This window comes from Pseudomonas sp. MF06569, from assembly GCF_059862735.1.
Genome location: NZ_JCBCUZ010000006.1, coordinates 167,077 through 187,476, shown reverse-complemented (window position 1 = coordinate 187,476; position 20,400 = coordinate 167,077). Strand labels below are relative to the sequence as shown.

The 20,400-nt window shown below is 58.4% G+C and carries 15 protein-coding genes; 7 read left to right on the top strand and 8 right to left on the bottom strand.

Annotation, left to right across the window (positions count from 1 at the left end):
- The first annotated feature begins 66 nt into the window (after positions 1-66).
- From AC19YQ_RS08955 to gshA, 3 genes are all read left to right on the top strand, one after another.
- Positions 67-2,388, top strand: coding sequence for a Tex family protein (locus AC19YQ_RS08955; protein WP_500594949.1), 2,322 nt, complete (start codon positions 67-69; stop codon positions 2,386-2,388).
- Complete coding sequence (locus AC19YQ_RS08950; RefSeq protein WP_133079142.1) at positions 2,388-2,771, top strand: PaaI family thioesterase; 384 nt, start codon at positions 2,388-2,390, stop codon at positions 2,769-2,771. Before AC19YQ_RS08955 ends, AC19YQ_RS08950 begins: the two co-directional genes overlap by 1 nt.
- A 200-nt stretch (positions 2,772-2,971) precedes the next feature.
- A complete protein-coding gene (gene gshA / locus AC19YQ_RS08945; RefSeq protein WP_133079141.1) occupies positions 2,972-4,555 on the top strand; it encodes a glutamate--cysteine ligase in 1,584 nt (527 codons plus the stop codon).
- Between the two features lie 206 nt (positions 4,556-4,761).
- Here gshA and argA read toward each other — a convergent pair whose 3' ends face one another.
- Entirely contained in the window at positions 4,762-6,060 is a 1,299-nt protein-coding gene (argA, locus tag AC19YQ_RS08940) for an amino-acid N-acetyltransferase (protein WP_133079140.1), read from the bottom strand.
- A gap of 134 nt (positions 6,061-6,194) precedes the next feature.
- The gene (argE, locus tag AC19YQ_RS08935) at positions 6,195-7,337 is read right to left on the bottom strand and encodes an acetylornithine deacetylase (protein ID WP_339477161.1); all 1,143 of its coding nucleotides are present in this window, start codon (positions 7,335-7,337) and stop codon (positions 6,195-6,197) included.
- A 156-nt stretch (positions 7,338-7,493) separates the two neighbouring features.
- On the opposite strand from argE, the gene AC19YQ_RS08930 reads away from it, so the two are divergent.
- Entirely contained in the window at positions 7,494-8,882 is a 1,389-nt protein-coding gene (locus AC19YQ_RS08930; RefSeq protein WP_133079138.1) for a CYTH domain-containing protein, read from the top strand.
- A gap of 45 nt (positions 8,883-8,927) precedes the next feature.
- Here the strand turns inward: AC19YQ_RS08930 and AC19YQ_RS08925 are convergent, their stop codons facing one another.
- The 4 genes from AC19YQ_RS08925 to AC19YQ_RS08910 form a co-directional block, all read right to left on the bottom strand.
- Complete coding sequence (locus tag AC19YQ_RS08925; protein WP_339477157.1) at positions 8,928-9,497, bottom strand: lipocalin family protein; 570 nt, start codon at positions 9,495-9,497, stop codon at positions 8,928-8,930.
- Between the two features lie 21 nt (positions 9,498-9,518).
- Positions 9,519-9,773 (bottom strand): outer membrane protein assembly factor BamE domain-containing protein, encoded by a 255-nt coding sequence (bamE, locus tag AC19YQ_RS08920; protein WP_133079136.1) that lies wholly within the window; start codon positions 9,771-9,773, stop codon positions 9,519-9,521.
- A 247-nt stretch (positions 9,774-10,020) separates the two neighbouring features.
- On the bottom strand, positions 10,021-11,031 hold the full coding sequence (locus tag AC19YQ_RS08915; protein ID WP_019821792.1) for a class 1 fructose-bisphosphatase: 1,011 nt from the start codon (positions 11,029-11,031) through the stop codon (positions 10,021-10,023).
- A gap of 224 nt (positions 11,032-11,255) precedes the next feature.
- The gene (locus AC19YQ_RS08910) at positions 11,256-13,703 is read right to left on the bottom strand and encodes a glycogen/starch/alpha-glucan phosphorylase (RefSeq protein ID WP_500594948.1); all 2,448 of its coding nucleotides are present in this window, start codon (positions 13,701-13,703) and stop codon (positions 11,256-11,258) included.
- 266 nt (positions 13,704-13,969) lie between these two features.
- Here AC19YQ_RS08910 and AC19YQ_RS08905 point away from each other — a divergent pair, with 266 nt between their 5' ends.
- Entirely contained in the window at positions 13,970-14,407 is a 438-nt protein-coding gene (locus tag AC19YQ_RS08905) for a YkgJ family cysteine cluster protein (protein WP_037031547.1), read from the top strand.
- Between the two features lie 119 nt (positions 14,408-14,526).
- Here AC19YQ_RS08905 and typA read toward each other — a convergent pair whose 3' ends face one another.
- Together typA and thiI are read right to left on the bottom strand one after the other, a co-directional pair.
- A complete protein-coding gene (gene typA, locus AC19YQ_RS08900) occupies positions 14,527-16,350 on the bottom strand; it encodes a translational GTPase TypA (RefSeq protein ID WP_133079134.1) in 1,824 nt (607 codons plus the stop codon).
- 140 nt (positions 16,351-16,490) lie between these two features.
- The gene (gene thiI, locus AC19YQ_RS08895; protein WP_133079133.1) at positions 16,491-17,945 is read right to left on the bottom strand and encodes a tRNA uracil 4-sulfurtransferase ThiI; all 1,455 of its coding nucleotides are present in this window, start codon (positions 17,943-17,945) and stop codon (positions 16,491-16,493) included.
- 332 nt (positions 17,946-18,277) lie between these two features.
- Between thiI and glnA the strand changes: the two genes are divergently transcribed.
- Positions 18,278-19,684, top strand: a complete 1,407-nt coding sequence (gene glnA, locus AC19YQ_RS08890) for a glutamate--ammonia ligase (protein ID WP_095035246.1) — start codon at positions 18,278-18,280, stop codon at positions 19,682-19,684.
- Between the two features lie 175 nt (positions 19,685-19,859).
- A complete protein-coding gene (locus tag AC19YQ_RS08885; RefSeq protein WP_339477149.1) occupies positions 19,860-20,276 on the top strand; it encodes a cupin domain-containing protein in 417 nt (138 codons plus the stop codon).
- The last annotated feature ends 124 nt before the right edge of the window (positions 20,277-20,400 follow it).

Genomic DNA, 20,400 nt, shown 5'->3' with positions numbered 1-20,400 from the left:
CAACCAGCCTCGCAGGCCTTCAAGCCCGGGCCTGCGGGCCTGCATCACAATTTGTCAGGTGGTTTTATGGACAGCATCAACAGCCGCATCGCCGAAGAACTTGGCGTGCGCCCGCAGCAGGTCGAAGCGGCCGTCGCTCTTCTGGATGAAGGCTCCACCGTACCCTTCATTTCTCGCTACCGTAAGGAAGTGACCGGCAGCCTGGATGACACCCAGTTACGTCATCTGGAAGAACGCCTGCGCTATCTGCGTGAACTCGACGAACGGCGCGTGAGCATCCTCGCCAGCATCGAAGAACAAGGCAAATTGACACCCGAACTCGCCCGCGACATCAAACTCGCCGAGACCAAAACCCGCCTCGAAGACTTGTACCTGCCTTACAAGCAAAAACGCCGCACCAAGGGCCAGATCGCCCTGGAAGCAGGCCTTGGCGAGTTGGCAGATGGCCTGTTCAACGACCCGACACGCAACCCTGAAACCGAAGCTGCCCGTTTTATCGACGCAGAAAAAGGGGTGGCTGATACCAAGGCGGCCCTCGACGGCGCCAAGTACATCCTCATGGAGCGCTTCGCCGAAGACGCCAGCCTGCTGGATAAACTGCGCAGCTTCCTCAAGAACGAAGCCATTCTCAGTGCCCGCGTGATCGCTGGCAAAGAAGAAGAAGGCGCCAAGTTCCGCGACTACTTCGAACACGATGAGCCGCTCAAAAGCATGCCTTCGCACCGTGCGCTGGCGATTTTCCGTGGTCGCAACGAAGGTATTCTCAGCTCTTCACTCAAAGTGGGCGAAGAACTGCCTGGGTCGATGCATCCCGGCGAAATGATGATTGCCGAACGTTTCGGCCTGCAAAACCAGAACCGTCCGGCGGACAAGTGGCTGGGCGAAGTGGTGCGCTGGACCTGGAAGGTCAAGCTCTACACCCACCTTGAAACCGACTTGCTGGGTGAGTTGCGCGACGGTGCTGAAACCGAAGCGATCAACGTATTCGCCCACAACCTGCACGACCTGCTGCTGGCCGCACCTGCTGGCCCGCGCGCCACCCTGGGCCTGGACCCGGGCCTGCGCACCGGCTGCAAGATTGCCGTGGTCGATGCCACCGGCAAGCTGCTCGAATACGCCACCGTGTACCCCCACGTACCGCACAACAAATGGGATCAGACGATCTCGGTCATGGCCGCCCTGTGCGCCAAGCACTCGGTGGAGCTGATCGCCATCGGCAACGGCACTGCCAGCCGCGAAAGCGACAAGCTGGTCATCGACCTGATGAAAAAATACCCGGCCCTGAAAGTCACCAAGGTGATGGTCTCTGAAGCCGGTGCTTCGGTGTACTCGGCCTCGGAACTGGCGGCCAAGGAATTCCCGGACCTGGACGTATCGATCCGTGGTGCCGTGTCCATTGCCCGCCGCCTGCAAGACCCGCTGGCCGAACTGGTGAAGATCGATCCAAAGTCCATTGGTGTGGGTCAGTACCAGCACGACGTGTCCCAACTCAAACTGGCACGTGGCCTGGACGCTGTGGTTGAAGATTGCGTAAACGCCGTGGGCGTGGACGTGAACACCGCATCCGTGGCGCTGCTGGCGCGTATCTCGGGCCTCAACGCCACGCTGGCGCAAAACATCGTCAGTCATCGCGACGAGAACGGCGCGTTCAAAACCCGTGCGGCGCTGAAAAAAGTCAGCCGCCTGGGCGAAAAAACCTTCGAGCAAGCGGCAGGTTTCTTGCGCGTGATGAATGGCGACAACCCATTGGACAGCTCGGCGGTTCACCCCGAGGCCTACCCGCTGGTCAAGCGCATTGCTTCGGACACCGAGCGCGACATCCGCTCGCTGATCGGCGACGCGAGCTTCTTGAAGCGGCTGGACCCGAAGAAGTTCACCGACGAAACCTTCGGCCTGCCGACCGTTACCGACATTCTGCAAGAGCTGGAAAAACCGGGCCGCGACCCGCGTCCCGAGTTCAAGACGGCTGAGTTCCAGGAAGGCGTCGAAAACCTCAAGGACCTGCAACTGGGCATGATCCTGGAAGGCGTGGTGACCAACGTGACCAACTTCGGTGCTTTCGTCGATATCGGCGTGCATCAGGACGGCCTTGTGCACATCTCGGCATTGTCCGAGAAGTTCATCAAGGACCCGCGTGAAGCCGTGAAAGCCGGTGACGTGGTCAAGGTCAAGGTCATGGAAGTCGATATCCCGCGCAAACGCGTTGGCTTGTCGATGCGCATGAGCGACACCCCGGGCGAGAAGATCGACGGCGCCCGTGGTGCACGCCCGGGTTCCGCCCCGCGCCAGCAAAACACCGCACCCCGTAAAGAAACCGTTGCCGCCGCGCCAAGCAACAATGCGATGGCTTCGCTGTTTGCCAACGCCAAACAGTTGAAGAAACGCTAATGGCGCTCCCGGACGGCCTGACCCAAAGCGCTTTCAGCGAGTTGATCGGTTGCCGCGTGCAGTCGGTGGAAGACGGCGTGGCGCACGTAGCGCTCAGCCTGGAGCCGCAACTGCGCAACCGGGGTGGCAAGCTGCACGGTGGCGCGCTGTTCAGCCTGGTCGATATCAGCATGGGGCTGGCGTGTTCCAGCGCCCATGGATTCGATCAGCAGAGCGCGACCATCGAGTGCAAGATCAACTACATCCGCGCGGTGTCTGAAGGTGACGTGCTGTGCATCGCCAAAGTCATCCACCCCGGACGACGCACGCTGGTGGTCGAAGCCGATGTATTCCAGGGCGACAAACTGGTCGCAAAAGCACAAGGCACGTTCGCTGTCCTGTAGCCGCCACGGGGTCATTTGAGTTAATTTCGGTACTGCTGACGCGGTGCCGGAAGGCGCTTGGAGCGCTCAGGGGCCGAAACAGGGACGGGGCCAAAGCAGTATCAACAAAAGCCAGGCGACCACGCCGGTTTCAACTTCACCCTTGTAGACCGTCCTGACCACCCCCATATTGGGGCGACTGACGCGTGAAGGAATCCAACTTGAGCCAACTTCTCAACCGCCGCCTGGCTCTGCTCAGCGAGCGCGCTAACCTCACTCTGCTTGAGCAATGCCTGCACGGCATCGAGCGCGAATGCCTGCGCGTCACGCCTGATGCACGCCTGGCTCAGACCCCGCACCCAGAAGAATTGGGCTCGGCGCTGACCAACGATCAAATCACCACCGACTATTCCGAATCGCTGCTGGAGTTCATCACCCCGGCCCTGCCCGATCCGGCGCAGACGCTGGCCAGCCTCGACAAGATCCACCGCTTTGCCTACAGCAAGCTCGGCAACGAGTTCCTGTGGAGCCCTTCGATGCCGTGCCCGTTGCCGGCCGAAGAAGATATCCCGATTGCCTACTACGGCACGTCCAACATCGGGCAGCTCAAGTACGTGTACCGCAAGGGCCTGGCCCTGCGATACGGCAAGACCATGCAGTGCATCGCCGGTATCCATTACAACTTCTCCCTGCCCGAGGCCCTGTGGCCCGTGCTGATGCAGGCTGAAGGCTTTGTGGGTACCGAGCGCGACTATCAGTCGAACGCCTACATCGCCCTGATTCGCAACTTCCGTCGTTACAGCTGGCTGCTGATGTACCTGTTCGGTGCCTCCCCAGCGCTGGACGCCGGCTTTTTGCGCGGTCGTTCACACCAGCTGGAACAACTGGACCCCGACACGCTTTACCTGCCGTACGCCACCAGCCTGCGCATGAGCGACCTGGGTTACCAGAGCAACGCCCAGGCTGGCCTGACGCCGTGCTACAACAACCTGGACAGCTACACCGACAGCCTGCGCAAAGCAGTGGCCACGCCTTACGCGCCTTATGTTGAAATCGGCACGCACAAGGATGGTGAATGGGTGCAGTTGAACACCAACATCCTGCAAATCGAAAACGAGTACTACTCCAACATCCGTCCCAAGCGTGTGACCTACACCGGCGAGCGGCCGATTCAGGCCCTGGTGTCCCGTGGCGTGCAGTACGTTGAAGTGCGTTTGCTGGATATCAACCCGTTCCTGCCGGTAGGCATTGACCTGCCAGAGGCACGTTTTCTGGACGCCTTCCTGCTGTATTGCGCGCTGCAAGACAGCCCGCAGTTCGACAGCACAGGGTGCGGCAGCTGCTCTTCGAACTTCCTGAGCGTAGTCATGGAGGGTCGCCGTCCGGGCCTGCAACTGCAGCGTGATGGTGCAGCCGTCGACATGAAGGAATGGGCGGCAGAACTGCTGGAAAAAATCGCGCCGCTGGCCGCCCTGCTCGACCAGAGCCACGGTGGCGATCACCACAGCAAAGCCGTCGACGAACAGTTGGCAAAGATCAAGGACGTGTCACTGACGCCGTCTGCCAGAGTGCTGGCCAGCATGAGTGAGCACAACGAAAGCTTCGCCCAGTTCTCGATGCGCCAAAGCCTGGCCCATGCCGAGTTCTTCCGTAGCGAACCGTTGAGCGCAGAAGATCAGGCCGCGTTTGAAGAAAAAGCACGCAAGTCATTGCTCGAACAGATCCAGACCGAACAAACAGAAGAAGGCGACTTCGACCTGTTTGTGGCCTCGTATCAGGCGAGTATTTTGGCGATCAGTAACTAGGCAGATCAAAAGCCCCTCAAAGGCTTTGCTGTAGTCGCTGACGAGGCACGAGACTGCGATCGGTTGCGCAGCGGCCGTAAATCCATTCGCTGCGGTGTGTCAGATACACCACGCTCACCGGGTTTACGACCGCTTCGCGCTCGATCGCAGCCTCGCTCCGCTCCTCAGCGACTACAAAGTTTTGGAGGCTGCATGCCACAGGCGCTTTACAGCGTTTTCTCGAAGATTTTGGAGTTACGCTGATAGTTGTACAGCGACGCTCGCGCCGCCGGCAGGCGCTCGACACCGCTAGGTTCAAACCCGCGTTCACGGAACCAGTGCGCTGTACGCGTGGTTAATACGAACAGGGTTTTCAACCCTTGTGCCCGGGCGCGGTTTTCGATGCGTTCCAGCAGCTCATCCCCACGGCGACCATGACGGTACTCCGGATTCACCGCCAGGCACGCCAGCTCCCCCGCATCCGAATCAGCAATCTGATACAGCGCCGCACAGGCGATAATCATCCCTTCGCGCTCAACCACGCTGAACTGTTCGATCTCACGCTCCAGCACTTCTCGCGAGCGACGCACCAGAATGCCCTGTTCTTCCAGCGGGCTGATCAGGTCCAGCAAACCGCCGACGTCTTCAATCGCCGCTTCACGGATCAGTTCGAATTGCTCCTGGGCCACCAACGTACCGCCACCATGACGGGTGAACAGCTCCGTCAGCAAGGCGCCATCTTCGGCATAGCTGACGATATGGCTACGAGCCACACCACCGCTGCAGGCCTCGGCCGCCGCTTCCAGCAGCTCGGCCTGGTAGTCACTGCCCAAACGCTTCATGTGGGCAGGCACTTGCTGTGGGCGCAGCTCGCGCACCAAGCGCCCTTCTGCGTCGAGCAAGCCGGACTCGGCGCCGAACAACAACAGCTTGTCAGCCGCCAGGTCGATAGCGGCACGGGTGGCGACGTCTTCACACGCCAGGTTGAAAATCTCACCGGTCGGCGAGTAGCCCAAAGGCGATAGCAACACAATCGAGCGCTCATCGAGCAGACGATTGATGCCCTTGCGGTCGACACGACGGACTTCACCGGTGTGGTGGAAGTCCACGCCATCGAGCACGCCGATCGGCCGTGCCGTCACCAGGTTGCCGCTCGCGACCCGCAGGCGCGAACCCTGCATCGGCGAAGATGCCATGTCCATCGACAAGCGCGCCTCAATCGCGATGCGCAACTGCCCCACGGCGTCGATCACGCATTCCAGGGTGGAGGCGTCGGTGACGCGCATGCCGTTGTGGTAGTACGGCACCAGACCACGGGCTTCAAGGCGGCTGTCGATTTGCGGACGCGAGCCGTGAACCAGCACCAGCCGCACGCCCAGGCTGTGCAACAGCACCAGGTCGTGGACGATATTGCCAAAATTGGGATGCGCCACACCGTCGCCGGGGAGCATGACGACAAAGGTGCAATCGCGGTGGGCATTGATGTAAGGAGACGCGTGACGCAACCAGTTAACGTAATCGTGCATAACCAAAGCCTGTAAAAAATAAATCGCCTAAAAAAGGGCTAAAACAGCAAACGCACATCGGGCTGATGGTTATCGTCGAAACAGGGTCGGCAACACGCGTGTTCTCCTTGTGTGAAAAGCAAAGGGGATCGCCACTATTTCAGGCAATAGTGTTCGACCAGTTGAGTCAGTAGACGCACGGTCGGCTGCAAACGTGACATTTCCAGGTATTCCCCCGGCTGATGCGCACAGGCGATGTCGCCCGGGCCCAGTACCAGCGTTTCGCAGCCAAGCTGCTGAAGATAAGGCGCTTCGGTGCCAAACGCCACTGCTTGCGCGCGATGGCCGGTGAGTCGCTCGGCCACCCGTACCAGCTCTGCATCGGCGTCCTGTTCGAATGGCGGCACTCCGGCTGCGATGGGCGCGAAATCAATCTTCACCTGATGGCGCTCGGCCAAAGGTTGCAGCTTGCTGCGAATGATGGCCCGCAGCTCATTGGGGTCCATGCCCGGTAACGGTCTCAGGTCAAACTCCAGCGAGCACTGCCCGCAAATCCGGTTCGGGTTATCGCCGCCATGAATACAACCAAAGTTCAAGGTCGGCTGCGGCACGCTGAACTGCGGGTTGCGGTATTCGTTGAGCCACTGCTGACGCAGGCCTTTGAGTTCGCTGATCGCATCGTGCATGGCTTCAAGGGCGCTGTGCCCCAGGCTTGGGTCGGATGAGTGGCCGCTGCGCCCGAGAATCTCGATGCGCTCCATCATCACCCCCTTGTGCATGCGGATCGGCTTGAGTCCGGTCGGCTCGCCAATCACCGCGGCACGACCCAGCGGCCTGCCGGCTTCGACCAGCGCCCTGGCGCCAGCCATCGACGTCTCTTCGTCGCACGTGGCCAGAATCAGCAGCGGCTGCTTGAACGGTTGATCGAGCAACGGGCGCACCGCTTCGATCACCAGCGCGAAAAAACCCTTCATGTCGCAACTGCCAAGGCCGACCCAGCGGTTATCCACTTCTGTCAGCTTGAGTGGATCGGTCTGCCACAGCGCTTCATCGTAAGGCACGGTGTCGCTGTGACCGGCCAACACCAGTCCTCCGGGACCGCTGCCGAAGGTGGCGAGCAAGTTGAACTTGCCGGGGCTGACCTGCTGGATATCGCAGCTAAAGCCCAGTTCGCTCAGCCAGGTGGCCAGCAAATCGATCACCCCGCGATTGGACTGATCCAGATAAGGCTGGGTGCAACTGACCGACGGTGTGGCGATCAAGGCAGCGAACTGCTCTTTCATGGAAGGTAAAGGCATGCGCTGACTTCCTGTTGGCGGGGCGAGGCCCATCATAGAGCCATCTGCTGCGCAGAATAAACCCGTTCGGCGCGCCGGGGCGGCTTGTCCTGTACACTGCACGGCCTTGGCAGCCACACTTTTCCCGGCTGCGCACCGATCCTGGATTTTCCGGCCATGCAGAAAGAAACCGAAATCAAACTCCGCGTCAGCCGCGAAACCCTCGCCGCCCTGCGCGAGCACCCCTTGCTGAAAAAGCGCAACAAAAGTGGCTGGGAAAGCCGTGAGTTGTTGAACCAGTACTTCGACACGCCTGAGCGCGATCTGGCCAAGGCCAAGGTTGCCCTGCGCCTGCGTCGCGATGGCGAAGACGTGATTCAGACCCTCAAGACCCGCGGCCAAAGCATTGCCGGTTTGTCCGAGCGTAATGAGTACGACTGGAACCTGCCGAAAGCCAAGCTCGACATCAAGAAGCTCGACGGCGAATGCTGGCCAGAAGAGTTGGCCGAGCTGGACAAAAAAACCCTGAAGCCAATCTTCACCACTGATTTCGTACGTGAACGCGCTGAAATCTCCTGGGGTCGCGGCAAGGCCAAAGTGGTCATCGAAGCGGCCCTGGACCTGGGTCACGTCATTGCCGGCAAGCAGAAAGAAGAAATCTGCGAACTGGAACTCGAACTGCGCGAAGGCGAGCCATCTGCCCTGCTGGAACTGGCGGCAGAACTGGCCGAGAAGCTGGCCCTGATGCCTTGTGACATCAGCAAGGCCGAGCGTGGCTATCGCCTGTTCGACGCCAACAGCTACAGCGTCAACCTGCCCGCCCCAGAGCTGACACCCGAGACGCCACTGGACGATGCCTTCGCCGCCCTGGCCTGGCACTTGCTGGGCAACAGCCAGCGTCTGGCCGAGCAGTACCGCTTCAATGGCCACTGGCGTTTGCTGCAGGACTGGGTTCAGCAATTGATTGACCTGCGCGCGCTGGTCAGCAGCCTGGGTCAAGCCGCTCCACGCCAATCCACCAGCACCTTACGTGCTGAGCTGGACGCCCTGCTTGAAGACTGGCGCCCGCTGGTTCAGATCGGCCAGGACGACGAAGACGTTCGTAAAGCCGCACCTGAGCAGTTCCTTGAAGAGCTGGAAGACCCGCGCTGGGGCCAGTTCTCACTGAACACTTCGCGCTGGTTGATGGCGCGCAGCTGGACCGTTGATCGCGGCACCACCCGTGGCAACCGTCAAGGCGCCGCACAACTGCACAGCTGGCTGCCGCGCTTGTTGTCGGATGAGGCGATTGCCTTGCGCTTGAACCGCTACCAGCAGCAACCCGAAGATCTGGCCGAGCAACTGCCGCGCATCGAGCGCATTCAGGCCTGGTTGCGTCTGGCGCGTAACGTGCTGGAAATTCCGGAACTGGACCGTTTGTACGGCGAGATGAACAAGCTGCAGGAATTGGCCAACCTGCCAATCACTGACGACGCAGAGCACAACGACGAGTTGCTCAATGCCCGTAAGCAGCAAGCCATCGCCGTGTACCAGAACCGCGCATGGAAGACCCTGCTGCGCGCCTAAGCGCCCAGCCAACGCCCCTTGGTGCCAACTGAGGGGCGTTTTTGTTTATTGGGTGTCTTTGGGCATCTGTGCATCCGGCGTACGCCAGATCAAACGTGACGTGTCGTAGCCCTGCTGCTGAGCCTTGCTGAGCAATTCATCACGGGTTTGCTGATCAACCTGCGGTTTGCGCGACAACAACCACAAATAGCGGCGGTCGGGGTTGCCCACCAGCGCCGTGCTGTAGTCGTCCCCCAGGTACAACACCCAGTAGTCGCCCTTGGTGACACCCGGCAGTACTGTTGATACCCAATTGTCGAACTCGACCCACAGCTTGTCGGTTTTACCCGCCACCTGCGGCGTTGCCGTGCCCTTTGCCTCTTCCCACTTGCCCTCTGCTGTGCGGCAGCGGTTCAACACGGCTACGTTACCGTCAGGCTTCAAGCTGTAATGGGCTTCGGACTGCGCACAGTTGCGCTGGAAGAACATCGGCAAGCGCGCCAACTCATACCAGGTGCCCTGATAGCGCTTGAGATCGACGCTTGCAACGGTGTTGGGCGCCAGCGAATCGCTGCTGGAGCCCGCGCACCCGGCCAGCAACAGTGCGGCCCCCAGGCTGACTAAAAGACGTTTCATCGCGAACGCTCCTGAGCGGTATTACTTCAGACCCTGCCCCGAAAAAATCAGCACTTTATCGCCCGCGTATTGCACGCTGATAAAGCTCTTCTGATCGCCCCAGGTGCAGCTCGACACCCCCAATGCACCCGAACAATCGGTCGGGCTGCCCAGCAGCTGTTCAACCTCAGCCTTGGTCATGCCTGCCGACAGTTTTGAGTAGTTTTGTTGATTGATCTTGCTGCACGCCGCCAGCAATACGCAGAACGACAACACCGCCAAAGTACGCAACTTCATGGAAAGCTCCTGCATGGAAAGGTCGGCATAGATGCCTGATGCAAGCTTAGAAGAGAAAAGCGCAGGGTGGTTCCCGCAGGGTGCAGGGATTTGTTTGGCGAGGGGGATAAGTCAGGCAAAGACAATGATCTGAAACGCCTGTGGGAGCGAGCTTGCTCGCGATGCATGCAACCCGGTTCAACTGATTGACCGTGTCGATGCTATCGCGAGCAAGCCCGCTCCCACAGGAGGGGGCAGTGAGGCGTGCTTAGGCTTTGTGGTAATCGGTAATGCGCGCCACTTCTTCTTTCGAGCCCAGGTACACCGCTACACGCTGGTGCAGGCCTTCAGGCTGGATATCGAGGATGCGCTGATGGCCGTCAGTGGACGCACCGCCCGCCTGTTCAACCAGGAACGACATCGGATTGGCTTCGTACATCAAGCGCAGCTTGCCCGGCTTGGACGGCTCACGGCTGTCGCGCGGGTACATGAACAGGCCACCGCGGGTCAGGATACGGTGTACGTCGGCAACCATCGCGGCCACCCAACGCATGTTGAAGTTCTTGTTCAACGGACCTTCTTCGCCCGCCAGCAACTCGTCTACATAGCGTTGGACCGGAGCTTCCCAGTGACGCTGGTTAGACATGTTGATGGCAAATTCCTGGGTGGTTTCAGGAATGGTGATGTCTTCGTGGGTCAGAACGAAGCTGCCCATTTCACGGTCCAGGGTGAAGCCTTTGACGCCGTCGCCCAGGGTCAATACCAGCATGGTCTGAGGACCGTAGATGGCATAGCCGGCAGCTACCTGCTGGGTGCCTGGCTGCAGGAAGGCCTTTTCGTTCAACGGCTCATTCTGGGTCAGGTATTCGTTCGGGCAACGCAGCACCGAGAAGATAGTGCCGACCGGAGCGTTGATATCAATGTTCGACGAACCGTCCAGTGGGTCGAATACCAGCAGGTAGGCGCCTTTCGGGTACTTGCCCGGGATCTGGTAGGCATTGTCCATTTCTTCGGACGCCATGCCGGCCAGGTGACCGCCCCATTCGTTGGCTTCGAGCAGGATCTCGTTGGAAATCACGTCGAGTTTCTTCTGCACTTCACCTTGTACGTTTTCGGTGCCCATGCTGCCCAGAACACCACCCAGGGCGCCTTTGGACACGGCGTGGCTGATCTCTTTGCAAGCACGCGCCACCACTTCGATGAGGAAACGCAAATCAGCAGGCGTGTTGTTGCTGCGGGTCTGCTCGATCAAATAGCGACTCAGGGTAACGCGGGACATGTAAGGCTCCGAACAATGGGGAGGGGGCGAAAAACCCGCGCAGTTTAGCGCGTGTTGCCGTGCAAATCTTCTAATCAGACTCAGAACCGACAGAGCGGGTTCCAAAACAGCCACCAATAACCCCCGTGGGAGCGGGCTTGCTCGCGATGCATGCGATGCGGATTTGAGCCAAACCGCGTCGACTCAATCGCGAGCAAGCCCGCTCCCACAGTCTGTGAAACGTTCTACAGCGCTTTCCAGATGTCGGTGGCGTACTCGCGAATGGTGCGGTCCGATGAGAACCAGCCCATGCGCGCCGTGTTCAGCACCGCCTTACGCCACCACTCGTCCTTGTCCTGCCACAGGTGTTCCACGCGCATCTGCGCATCCCAATAAGCATCGAAATCCGCACACACCAGAAATCGGTCGTACTCGATCAGTGAGTCCACCAGCCCGGTGTAGCGCGCCGGGTCATCGTGTGAAAACACCCCGCCGCGAATCGCCTGCAGCACATCGTTGAGCCGATGGGATGCGGCCACATCCGGCGCCGCGTGGAACTCGCCATTGTGTTTGCGCGCTTCAACCTGCTGCGAGCTGAGCCCGAAGATGAACATGTTGTCGGCCCCGACCCGCTCGCACATCTCCACGTTGGCCCCATCCATCGTGCCGATGGTCAGTGCGCCGTTAAGGCCGAATTTCATGTTGCTGGTGCCCGATGCTTCGTAGCCTGCAGTGGATATCTGCTCGGACAGATCCGCCGCCGGAATGATGCTTTCGGCCAGGCTGACGTTGTAGTTGGGGATAAACACCACCTTGAGCAAACCACGCACGGTGGGGTCATTGTTGACGGTGCGGGCGATGTCGTTGGCCAGTTTGATGATGAGTTTGGCCTGTTCATAACTGGCCGCCGACTTGCCGGCAAAAATCTTCACCCGTGGCACCCAGTGATTACCCGGCTCGGCACGAATGGCCTGGTACAGCGCCACTGTGTGCATCAGGTTGAGCAGCTGGCGCTTGTACTCGTGAATCCGTTTGACCTGCACATCGAACATCGCTTCAGGGTTGACCACGATACCCAAACGCTCATAAATCAGCGCCGCCAGGGTGCATTTGCTTTGCAGGCGCTGTTCGGCGAAACGTTTGCGAAAATCGGCACGCTCGGCAAAAGGCTCCAGCTTGATCAGCTTGTACTCGGTTTCATCAAGGACATCGGCCCCCAGCGCATCCACCAGCATCGAGGTCAACGGTGGGTTGGCCTGGAACAGCCAGCGGCGAAAGGTGACACCGTTGGTTTTGTTGTTGATCCGATCAGGGTAGAGCTTGTGCAGTTCGGCAAACACGGTGCTGCGCATCAACTGCGTGTGCAGCCCGGACACCCCGTTCACGCTGTGGGAACCCAGGAAGGCCAGGTTGCCCATGCGCACTCGCCGCCCGTGGTCCTCTTCAATCAGTGAAACCGCACGCAGCACGTCAAAGTCGTGAATACCCTTGGCCCGCAACGCATCGATATGGTGCGCGTTGATCAGATAAATAATCTGCATATGGCGCGGCAACAGGCGCTCCATCAAGCCAACGGGCCAGGTTTCGAGCGCCTCGGGAAGCAGTGTGTGGTTGGTGTATGACAGGGTATCGACCGTGACCTGCCACGCCGCGTGCCACTCGATGCCGTGTTCATCGACCAGAATGCGCATCAACTCGGCAACGGCAATCGAGGGATGGGTGTCATTGAGCTGGATCGAGACATGCTCGGCCAGGTTCAACAGCGTGTCATGCACGTGCAGATGACGACGCAGCAGGTCCTGCAGCGAGGCCGATACAAAGAAGAACTCCTGGCGCAGGCGCAGCTCTTGCCCCGCTTCGTTGCTGTCAGCCGGGTACAGCACGCGAGAGATGCTTTCAGCCCGCACCACTTCGGCCACTGCACCCAAATGGTCGCCCGCGTTGAACCGGCCCAGGTTCAAATCGTGCAGCGCCCTCGCCCGCCACAGGCGCAAGGTGTTGACACTGGCCCCGCGCCAACCCACAACGGGGGTGTCATACGCAATGGCCCGTACGGTCTCGCCCGGCCACCAGATCTGGCGTAGCTGGCCCTGCTCATCCTGTTTGGTCTCGACCGAACCGCCAAAGCCGACCGAGTACAACACCTCGGCACGCTCGAACTCCCAGGGGTTGCCAAAGTCCAGCCAGTTCTCGGTCTGCTCCTGTTGCCAGCCGTCAACAATGCTCTGGCGAAACAGACCGTGCTCGTAGCGAATACCGTAGCCGTGAGCCGCGATGCCCAGGGTCGACATGCTTTCCATAAAGCAGGCGGCCAACCGGCCCAGACCGCCGTTGCCCAGCGCCGCATCCGGCTCCAGCAGGCGGATACGCTCCAGGTCGACCCCAAGCTCGGTCAGTGCTTCGCGGGCCACCTCCAGCAGCCCCAGATTGCTCAGGCTGTCATACAGCAAGCGGCCGATCAGAAATTCCAGCGACAGGTAGTACACCCGTTTCTGGTCCTTGCGATAAATCTGGCGCGTGTGGTCCATCCAGTGCTCGACCATATGGTCGCGGGCGGCCAGAGCAATAGCTTCAAACCAGTCATGGTCAAACGCGTGTTCCGGGTCCTTACCCACCGCGTAAGTCAGTTTGGCTACTACAGCGGCACGGAAAGCCGCCACCTGTGCGTCACGAACAAGCGGTTCCTGGGACATCGATACAACCTCAATCGAGATAGGGCGATTTGAAGAACGAATGGTGTCAGCCTAGACGCTTGGACAGAAACAAAGTGACTTGGTTAAAGATTTTTTTGGATGATTGTTTAAATAAAACTGACGAAATGTGCGATGCCCCAAAACGAGGCGAATACGCCGTTGAATGCTTTAAAACATGGCCCTGATCGAAAAACCGGCAAATGGTTGTTCACACATTCATCAACACCGGTATGATCGCGCGCCCTGATGCACGCTGGAATACAAGCCTGATGAAGTCCAACCTGATCGCCGCCGCGGAAATCGACCGTCTCGATACCTGGGCCAAATACTCCGCGCCCATGTGCGGCTCCTGCATTTCCAGCTGCTGCACGTTGCCGGTCGAGGTCAAGATCAAAGACCTGATCCGCATCGGCATCGTCGATGAATTCGAGATGGGCGACCCACCGAAGAACATCGCCAAGCGCCTGCAAAAAGAAGGGATCGTGGAGCGCTTCAACCAGAAGTCCGGGATTTTCACGTTGCAGCGCATGAGCAACAACGACTGCCTGTATCTGGATCGCAAGTCACGGATGTGCACCATCTATGAAATCCGCCCGGACACCTGCCGCAACCACCCGCGAGTGGGCCCGCGCCCTGGTTATTGCGCCTACGTGCCTAAAGCCGTTGAGCGCAAGAACAGCAGCGAGAAGTTGATGGTTTTCTAAGGCATCACCTGTAGCCGCTGCCGCTGGCTGCGGCTACAGGTAAACGTCTAAAACCCGGACATAAAAAAACGCCCCCGACCGCAAGGTCGGGGGCGTTTTTTTACGGCTAACTAAATAACTTAGTTGTTACCGGATTTCTTCGCAGCGCGGGTACGCTCGCTTTCGCCCAGGATCTTCTTACGAAGACGGATGGACTTAGGCGTTACTTCGCACAGTTCATCTTCCTGTACGAATTCCAGAGCTTGCTCCAGAGTGAAGCGGATAGGCGGAACCAAAGCGATGGTTTCGTCTTTACCCGAAGCACGCATGTTGTCGAGCTTCTTGCCTTTGGTTGGGTTAACGCCCAGGTCGTTGTCGCGGCTGTTGATGCCGACGATTTGACCTTCGTACACGTCTTCACCGTGACCCAGGAACAGTTTGCCGCGAGCTTGCAGGGTTTCCAGCGAGTAAGTCAGAGCCTTACCGGTAGCAACCGAAACCAGAACGCCGTTCTGACGGCCGGACATGTCGCCCGACTTCATCACGTCGTAACGGTCGAAGATCGAGGTCAGGATGCCAGCGCCCGAAGTCAGAGTCAGGAACTCGTTACGGAAACCGATCAGGCCACGTGCAGGGATGTTGTATTCAAGACGAACACGACCCTTGCCATCCGGAACCATGTTGGTCAGATCGCCTTTACGGATACCGATCTGTTCCATGATAGAACCCTGGGATTCTTCTGGCAGGTCGATGGTTACGTTTTCGTACGGTTCGTGCTTAACGCCGTCAACCATGCGGATGATCACTTCCGGACGACCAACACCCATTTCGAAGCCTTCGCGACGCATGGTTTCGATCAGTACGGACAAGTGCAGCTCACCACGGCCAGACACTTTGAACTTGTCAGCGGTGTCGCCTTCTTCAACGCGCAGAGCAACGTTGTACAGCAGTTCTTTGTCCAGACGCTCTTTGATGTTACGGCTGGTTACGAACTTGCCTTCACGGCCGCAGAACGGCGAGTCGTTAACCTGGAAGGTCATCGAAACGGTAGGTTCGTCAACGGTCAGCGGCTTCATCGCTTCAACATTCAGTGGGTCGCACAGAGTGTCGGAGATGAACAGCTGGTCGAAGCCGCTGATGCAGACGATGTCGCCGGCAGCTGCTTCGTCAACGTCGATACGGTGCAGACCGTGGTGACCCATCAGCTTCAGGATACGACCGTTACGGCGCTTGCCGTCGGCATCGATAGCCACAACCTGGGTGTTTGGCTTGACGCGACCACGAGCGATACGGCCAACGCCGATAATGCCCAGGAAGCTGTTGTAGTCCAGTGCCGAGATTTGCATCTGGAATGGACCGTCACGGTCAACTTTTGGAGCCGGTACGTTGTCGACGATCGACTGGTACAGCGGGGTCATGTCTTCAGCCATGTCGGTGTGGTCAAGACCAGCAATACCGTTCAGGGCCGAGGCGTAAACTACTTTGAAGTCCAGCTGTTCTTCGGTAGCACCCAGGTTGTCGAACAGGTCGAAGATCTGATCCAGAACCCAGTCCGGACGCGCGCCTGGACGGTCAACCTTGTTGATCACCACGATTGGACGCAGGCCGGCTTCGAAAGCCTTCTTGGTCACGAAACGGGTTTGCGGCATAGGGCCGTCTTGAGCGTCAACCAGCAGCAAAACGGAGTCAACCATCGACATTACGCGTTCAACTTCGCCGCCGAAGTCGGCGTGGCCCGGGGTGTCCACGATGTTGATGTGGTAGCCGTTCCAGTTAATAGCGGTGTTCTTGGCAAGAATGGTAATGCCGCGCTCTTTTTCCTGGTCGTTGGAGTCCATCACGCGCTCGTCGTTGAGCTCGTTGCGCTCCAGAGTGCCGGATTGACGCAAGAGTTTGTCTACCAGGGTAGTTTTACCGTGGTCAACGTGAGCAATGATGGCGATGTTACGTAGATTTTCGATCACTTGTGTATCTCGATCAGAGGATTCGGTGTGCTGACTGAGTCCAGGCAGCGATTAACAGTAGAGTCCGTGCAAGCCGTTACAGCTTGACGGTGGCGTCGGGGGGCCGGTGACGCAGGCCACAGGCATACAGCCCCGGGCTCTTAGCTCGGTCGATAAACGCGCACATTGGCATGTCCCTCACTGAGCAAATGGTGAGCATGCAGGCGACTCATCACGCCTTTGTCGCAATACAACAGGTACTGACGAGTGTCATCCAGTTCCTTGAAGCGGCTGTTCAGTGCATAGAACGGCAACGCTTGTACTTCGATGCCAGCCAGTTCCAGCGGTTGATCTTCCTGAGCATCCGGGTGACGGATGTCGATCACGATCTGGCCCGCCAGCACTTCGCTGACTTCTTCGACTTGCAAGTCCTGGCCCAATTCCTCGATCACTCGATCAATCGGCACCATTTTGGCCCGCTCAAGCGCTCGCTCGAGCACGGCCATATCGAACTGTTGTTCTTCGTACTCCACGCGGTTGCGTTTGGCGTGGGTCTTGGGGTTGACCGAAATCACCCCGCAATATTCAGGCATGTGCTTGGCAAAATCGGCCGTACCGATTTCAACCGCCTGATCAATGATGTCCTGCTTGTGGCTCGCAATCAGCGGACGCAACACCAGTTTGTCGGTAGCCGAGTCAATCAGCGACAAGTTGGGCAGCGTCTGGCTCGACACCTGGGAAATCGCTTCACCCGTCACCAGCACTTCAATTTCGAGACGTTCGGCAATACGCGTCGCAGCGCGCAACATCATACGCTTCAAAATGACGCCCATATGACTGTTATCGACTTTGCCGAGAATTTCGCCCAAAACTTCTTCGAACGGAACGCTGACAAACAGCACACGCTGGGAGCTGCCGTACTTCTTCCATATAAAGTGCGCGACTTCCATCACGCCCAGTTCATGGGCACGTCCGCCCAGATTGAAGAAGCAGAAGTGGCTCATCAGGCCGCGACGCATGATCTGGTAGGCCGCGACGGTGGAATCGAAACCGCCGGACATCAACACCAGGGTCTGTTCCAGAGAGCCCAGCGGGAAGCCGCCTATGCTGTCGTGCTGGCTGTGAATCACAAACAACCGTTGGTCGCGAATTTCGAAGCGCACTTCAATTTCCGGCTTTTTCAGATCAATTCCGGCCGCCCCGCACTCACGACGCAGCTTGCTGCCGACGTATTTCTCGATTTCCATCGAGGTAAATGGGTGCTTGCCACCGCGTTTGCAACGCACGGAAAAGATCTTGCCGGCCAGCGCATCGCCAAAGTGCAATTTGCACTTCTCAACGACGTCGTCGAAGTCGCCCAGCGGGTACTCGTCAACTTGCAGGAAATGCGCGATGCCCGGCATGCAGCTCAGGCGTTCGGTCATTTCTTTCAAGGCTTTAGGATCACTGACGCGCGTTTGCAGTTCGATGTTGTCCCACACGCCCGTCACCACCACAGCCGGGTCCAGATCGCGGAGCACAGCACGGATGTTTTTAGCCAATTGACGGACGAAACGCATCCGAACCGGACGGCTCTTGATAGTGATTTCGGGGAAGACTTTAACGATTAGTTTCATGAAAACAGCGCGCGAGCAGCCTGCCAAAAAAGGGGGGCGCGGATTATAGCGGAAATTGTTCAAGGTTTAACCAGTTATCGTACAAACGGTTTTCGACGCACCAAAATGGGACATAAATGCCTTTAATCGCTTCATTTGAGTGCGATAAGTGCGCCTAATCGGTAGTCTTCGTCTCTAACCTGCTTGAGATTGGGGCATTAAACCCAAGTCGGGGCACTGGCATGCAATTTGCTCCCTTGTGAGGCAGGTTGCCTTGGCAGAGTATTCGCGCCGGCATCAACCACTTATTAAGGGCATTCCACTACCCGCCCTAAGCCACCCCGGAGGACACTATGTCGAAGTCGGTTCAACTCATCAAAGATCATGACGTCAAGTGGATTGATCTGCGCTTCACTGATACCAAAGGCACTCAGCACCACGTGACCATGCCGGCTCGTGATGCGCTGGATGAAAACTTCTTCACCGACGGCAAAATGTTCGACGGCTCCTCCATTGCTGGCTGGAAAGGCATCGAAGCGTCCGACATGATCCTGCTGCCAGACGACAGCACTGCCGTTCTGGACCCGTTCACCGAACAGCCTACGCTGATCCTGGTGTGCGACATCATCGAACCTTCGACCATGCAAGGCTATGACCGCGACCCACGCGCCATCGCTACCCGTGCCGAGGAATACCTGAAGTCCACCGGTATCGGCGACACCGTTTTCGTCGGCCCGGAGCCAGAGTTCTTCATTTTCGACCAAGTGAAGTTCAAGTCCGATATCTCCGGCTCCATGTTCAAGATCTACTCCGAACAAGGTTCGTGGATGTCCGACCAGGACGTGGAAGGCGGCAACAAAGGCCACCGTCCAGGCGTCAAAGGTGGCTACTTCCCAGTTCCGCCGTTCGACCATGACCACGAAATCCGTACCTCCATGTGCAACGCCATGGAAGAAATGGGCCTGGTTATCGAAGTACACCACCACGAAGTGGCAACTGCCGGCCAGAACGAAATCGGCGTGCAGTTCAACACCCTGGTGAAAAAGGCTGACGAAGTTCAGACCCTGAAATACTGCGTACACAACGTGGCAGACGCCTACGGCCGTACCGCTACTTTCATGCCTAAGCCTCTGTACGGCGACAATGGCTCGGGTATGCACGTTCACATGTCCATCTCCAAAGATGGCAAGAACACCTTCGCAGGCGAAGGCTATGCCGGCCTGTCCGACACCGCTCTGTACTTCATCGGCGGCATCATCAAGCACGGTAAGGCACTGAACGGCTTCACCAACCCGGCTACCAACTCCTACAAGCGTCTGGTACCAGGTTTCGAAGCTCCGGTAATGCTGGCCTACTCGGCTCGCAACCGTTCCGCCTCGATCCGTATTCCTTACGTGTCCAGCCCTAAAGCTCGCCGTATCGAAGCACGTTTCCCGGATCCAGCGGCCAACCCGTACCTGTGCTTCGCTGCACTGATGATGGCTGGCCTGGACGGTATCCAGAACAAGACTCACCCTGGCGACGCAGCTGACAAAAACCTGTATGACCTGCCGCCTGAAGAGGCCAAAGAGATCCCACAAGTTTGCGGCAGCCTGAAAGAAGCCCTGGAAGAGCTGGACAAAGGTCGTGCGTTCCTGACCAAAGGCGGCGTTTTCAGCGACGACTTCATCGACGCTTACATCGCACTGAAAAGCGAAGAAGAAATCCAGGTTCGTACCTTCGTACACCCACTGGAATACGAGCTGTACTACAGCTGCTAATCCCGTGACGCCCGCGCAAGCGGCGTGATTCGAAAAAGCCTCCTACGGGAGGCTTTTTTGTGGGCGACGTCTTACGCAAGCACAAGATCAGGGCCTCTGGATTCATGCCAGCACCTGACAGCCACCTTGATGAGTGATCGGTAGCTTTAGGCCACTCAAACCAACGGAGACTGACATGCACCCTTTCATGGCCCTCAAACCCCTGTTCCTGACTTGCGCCTGCCTGATACTGCTGGGCTGTAAAAACACCCCCACCGAGGTCAAGGTCGAGCAGTTGCTCAAGGCTGACAAGTCCTGGGATGGGGCGGCTTATCGCTATCCGGACGCCAAGCCGGAATTCACCGTGGTCAAGATCACGCTCCCGGCCAACACCACGCTGAAATGGCACAGCCACCCCATGCCCAACCTCGCCTACCTGGTGTCCGGCGAACTGATGGTCGAAACCGAAGACGGCATCCACAAAACCACGCTCAAGCCTGGCCAGGTTTTGCCCGAGGTGGTCAACACCTCCCATCGAGGTATCAGCGGCAAGGCCCCCGTTGAACTGATCGTGTTCTATGCCGGCGCGCCTGGCATGGCACTGTCTCACTGACAACACCAAACCTGTAGCCGCTGGCCGCAGGCTGCGACAAGGGCCGCAGGACCTTGCGACGAACGCAGCCTTCGCCAGCGACGACACAATGACTGCCACAGACTCACCACCCTCAACGCGCCAA

Excerpts from the sequence above, each read along its gene's own strand:
- glnA (WP_095035246.1), top strand. The coding sequence starts at position 18,278 with ATGTCGAAGTCGGTTCAACTCATCAAAGATCATGACGTCAAGTGGATT.
- AC19YQ_RS08950 (WP_133079142.1), top strand. The coding sequence starts at position 2,388 with ATGGCGCTCCCGGACGGCCTGACCCAAAGCGCTTTCAGCGAGTTGATC.
- AC19YQ_RS08885 (WP_339477149.1), top strand. The coding sequence starts at position 19,860 with ATGCACCCTTTCATGGCCCTCAAACCCCTGTTCCTGACTTGCGCCTGC.
- bamE (WP_133079136.1), bottom strand. The coding sequence starts at position 9,773 with ATGAAGTTGCGTACTTTGGCGGTGTTGTCGTTCTGCGTATTGCTGGCG.
- argA (WP_133079140.1), bottom strand. The coding sequence starts at position 6,060 with ATGCACGATTACGTTAACTGGTTGCGTCACGCGTCTCCTTACATCAAT.
- AC19YQ_RS08915 (WP_019821792.1), bottom strand. The coding sequence starts at position 11,031 with ATGTCCCGCGTTACCCTGAGTCGCTATTTGATCGAGCAGACCCGCAGC.
- AC19YQ_RS08930 (WP_133079138.1), top strand. The coding sequence starts at position 7,494 with ATGCAGAAAGAAACCGAAATCAAACTCCGCGTCAGCCGCGAAACCCTC.
- AC19YQ_RS08955 (WP_500594949.1), top strand. The coding sequence starts at position 67 with ATGGACAGCATCAACAGCCGCATCGCCGAAGAACTTGGCGTGCGCCCG.
- AC19YQ_RS08925 (WP_339477157.1), bottom strand. The coding sequence starts at position 9,497 with ATGAAACGTCTTTTAGTCAGCCTGGGGGCCGCACTGTTGCTGGCCGGG.
- AC19YQ_RS08910 (WP_500594948.1), bottom strand. The coding sequence starts at position 13,703 with ATGTCCCAGGAACCGCTTGTTCGTGACGCACAGGTGGCGGCTTTCCGT.
- argE (WP_339477161.1), bottom strand. The coding sequence starts at position 7,337 with ATGCCTTTACCTTCCATGAAAGAGCAGTTCGCTGCCTTGATCGCCACA.
- thiI (WP_133079133.1), bottom strand. The coding sequence starts at position 17,945 with ATGAAACTAATCGTTAAAGTCTTCCCCGAAATCACTATCAAGAGCCGT.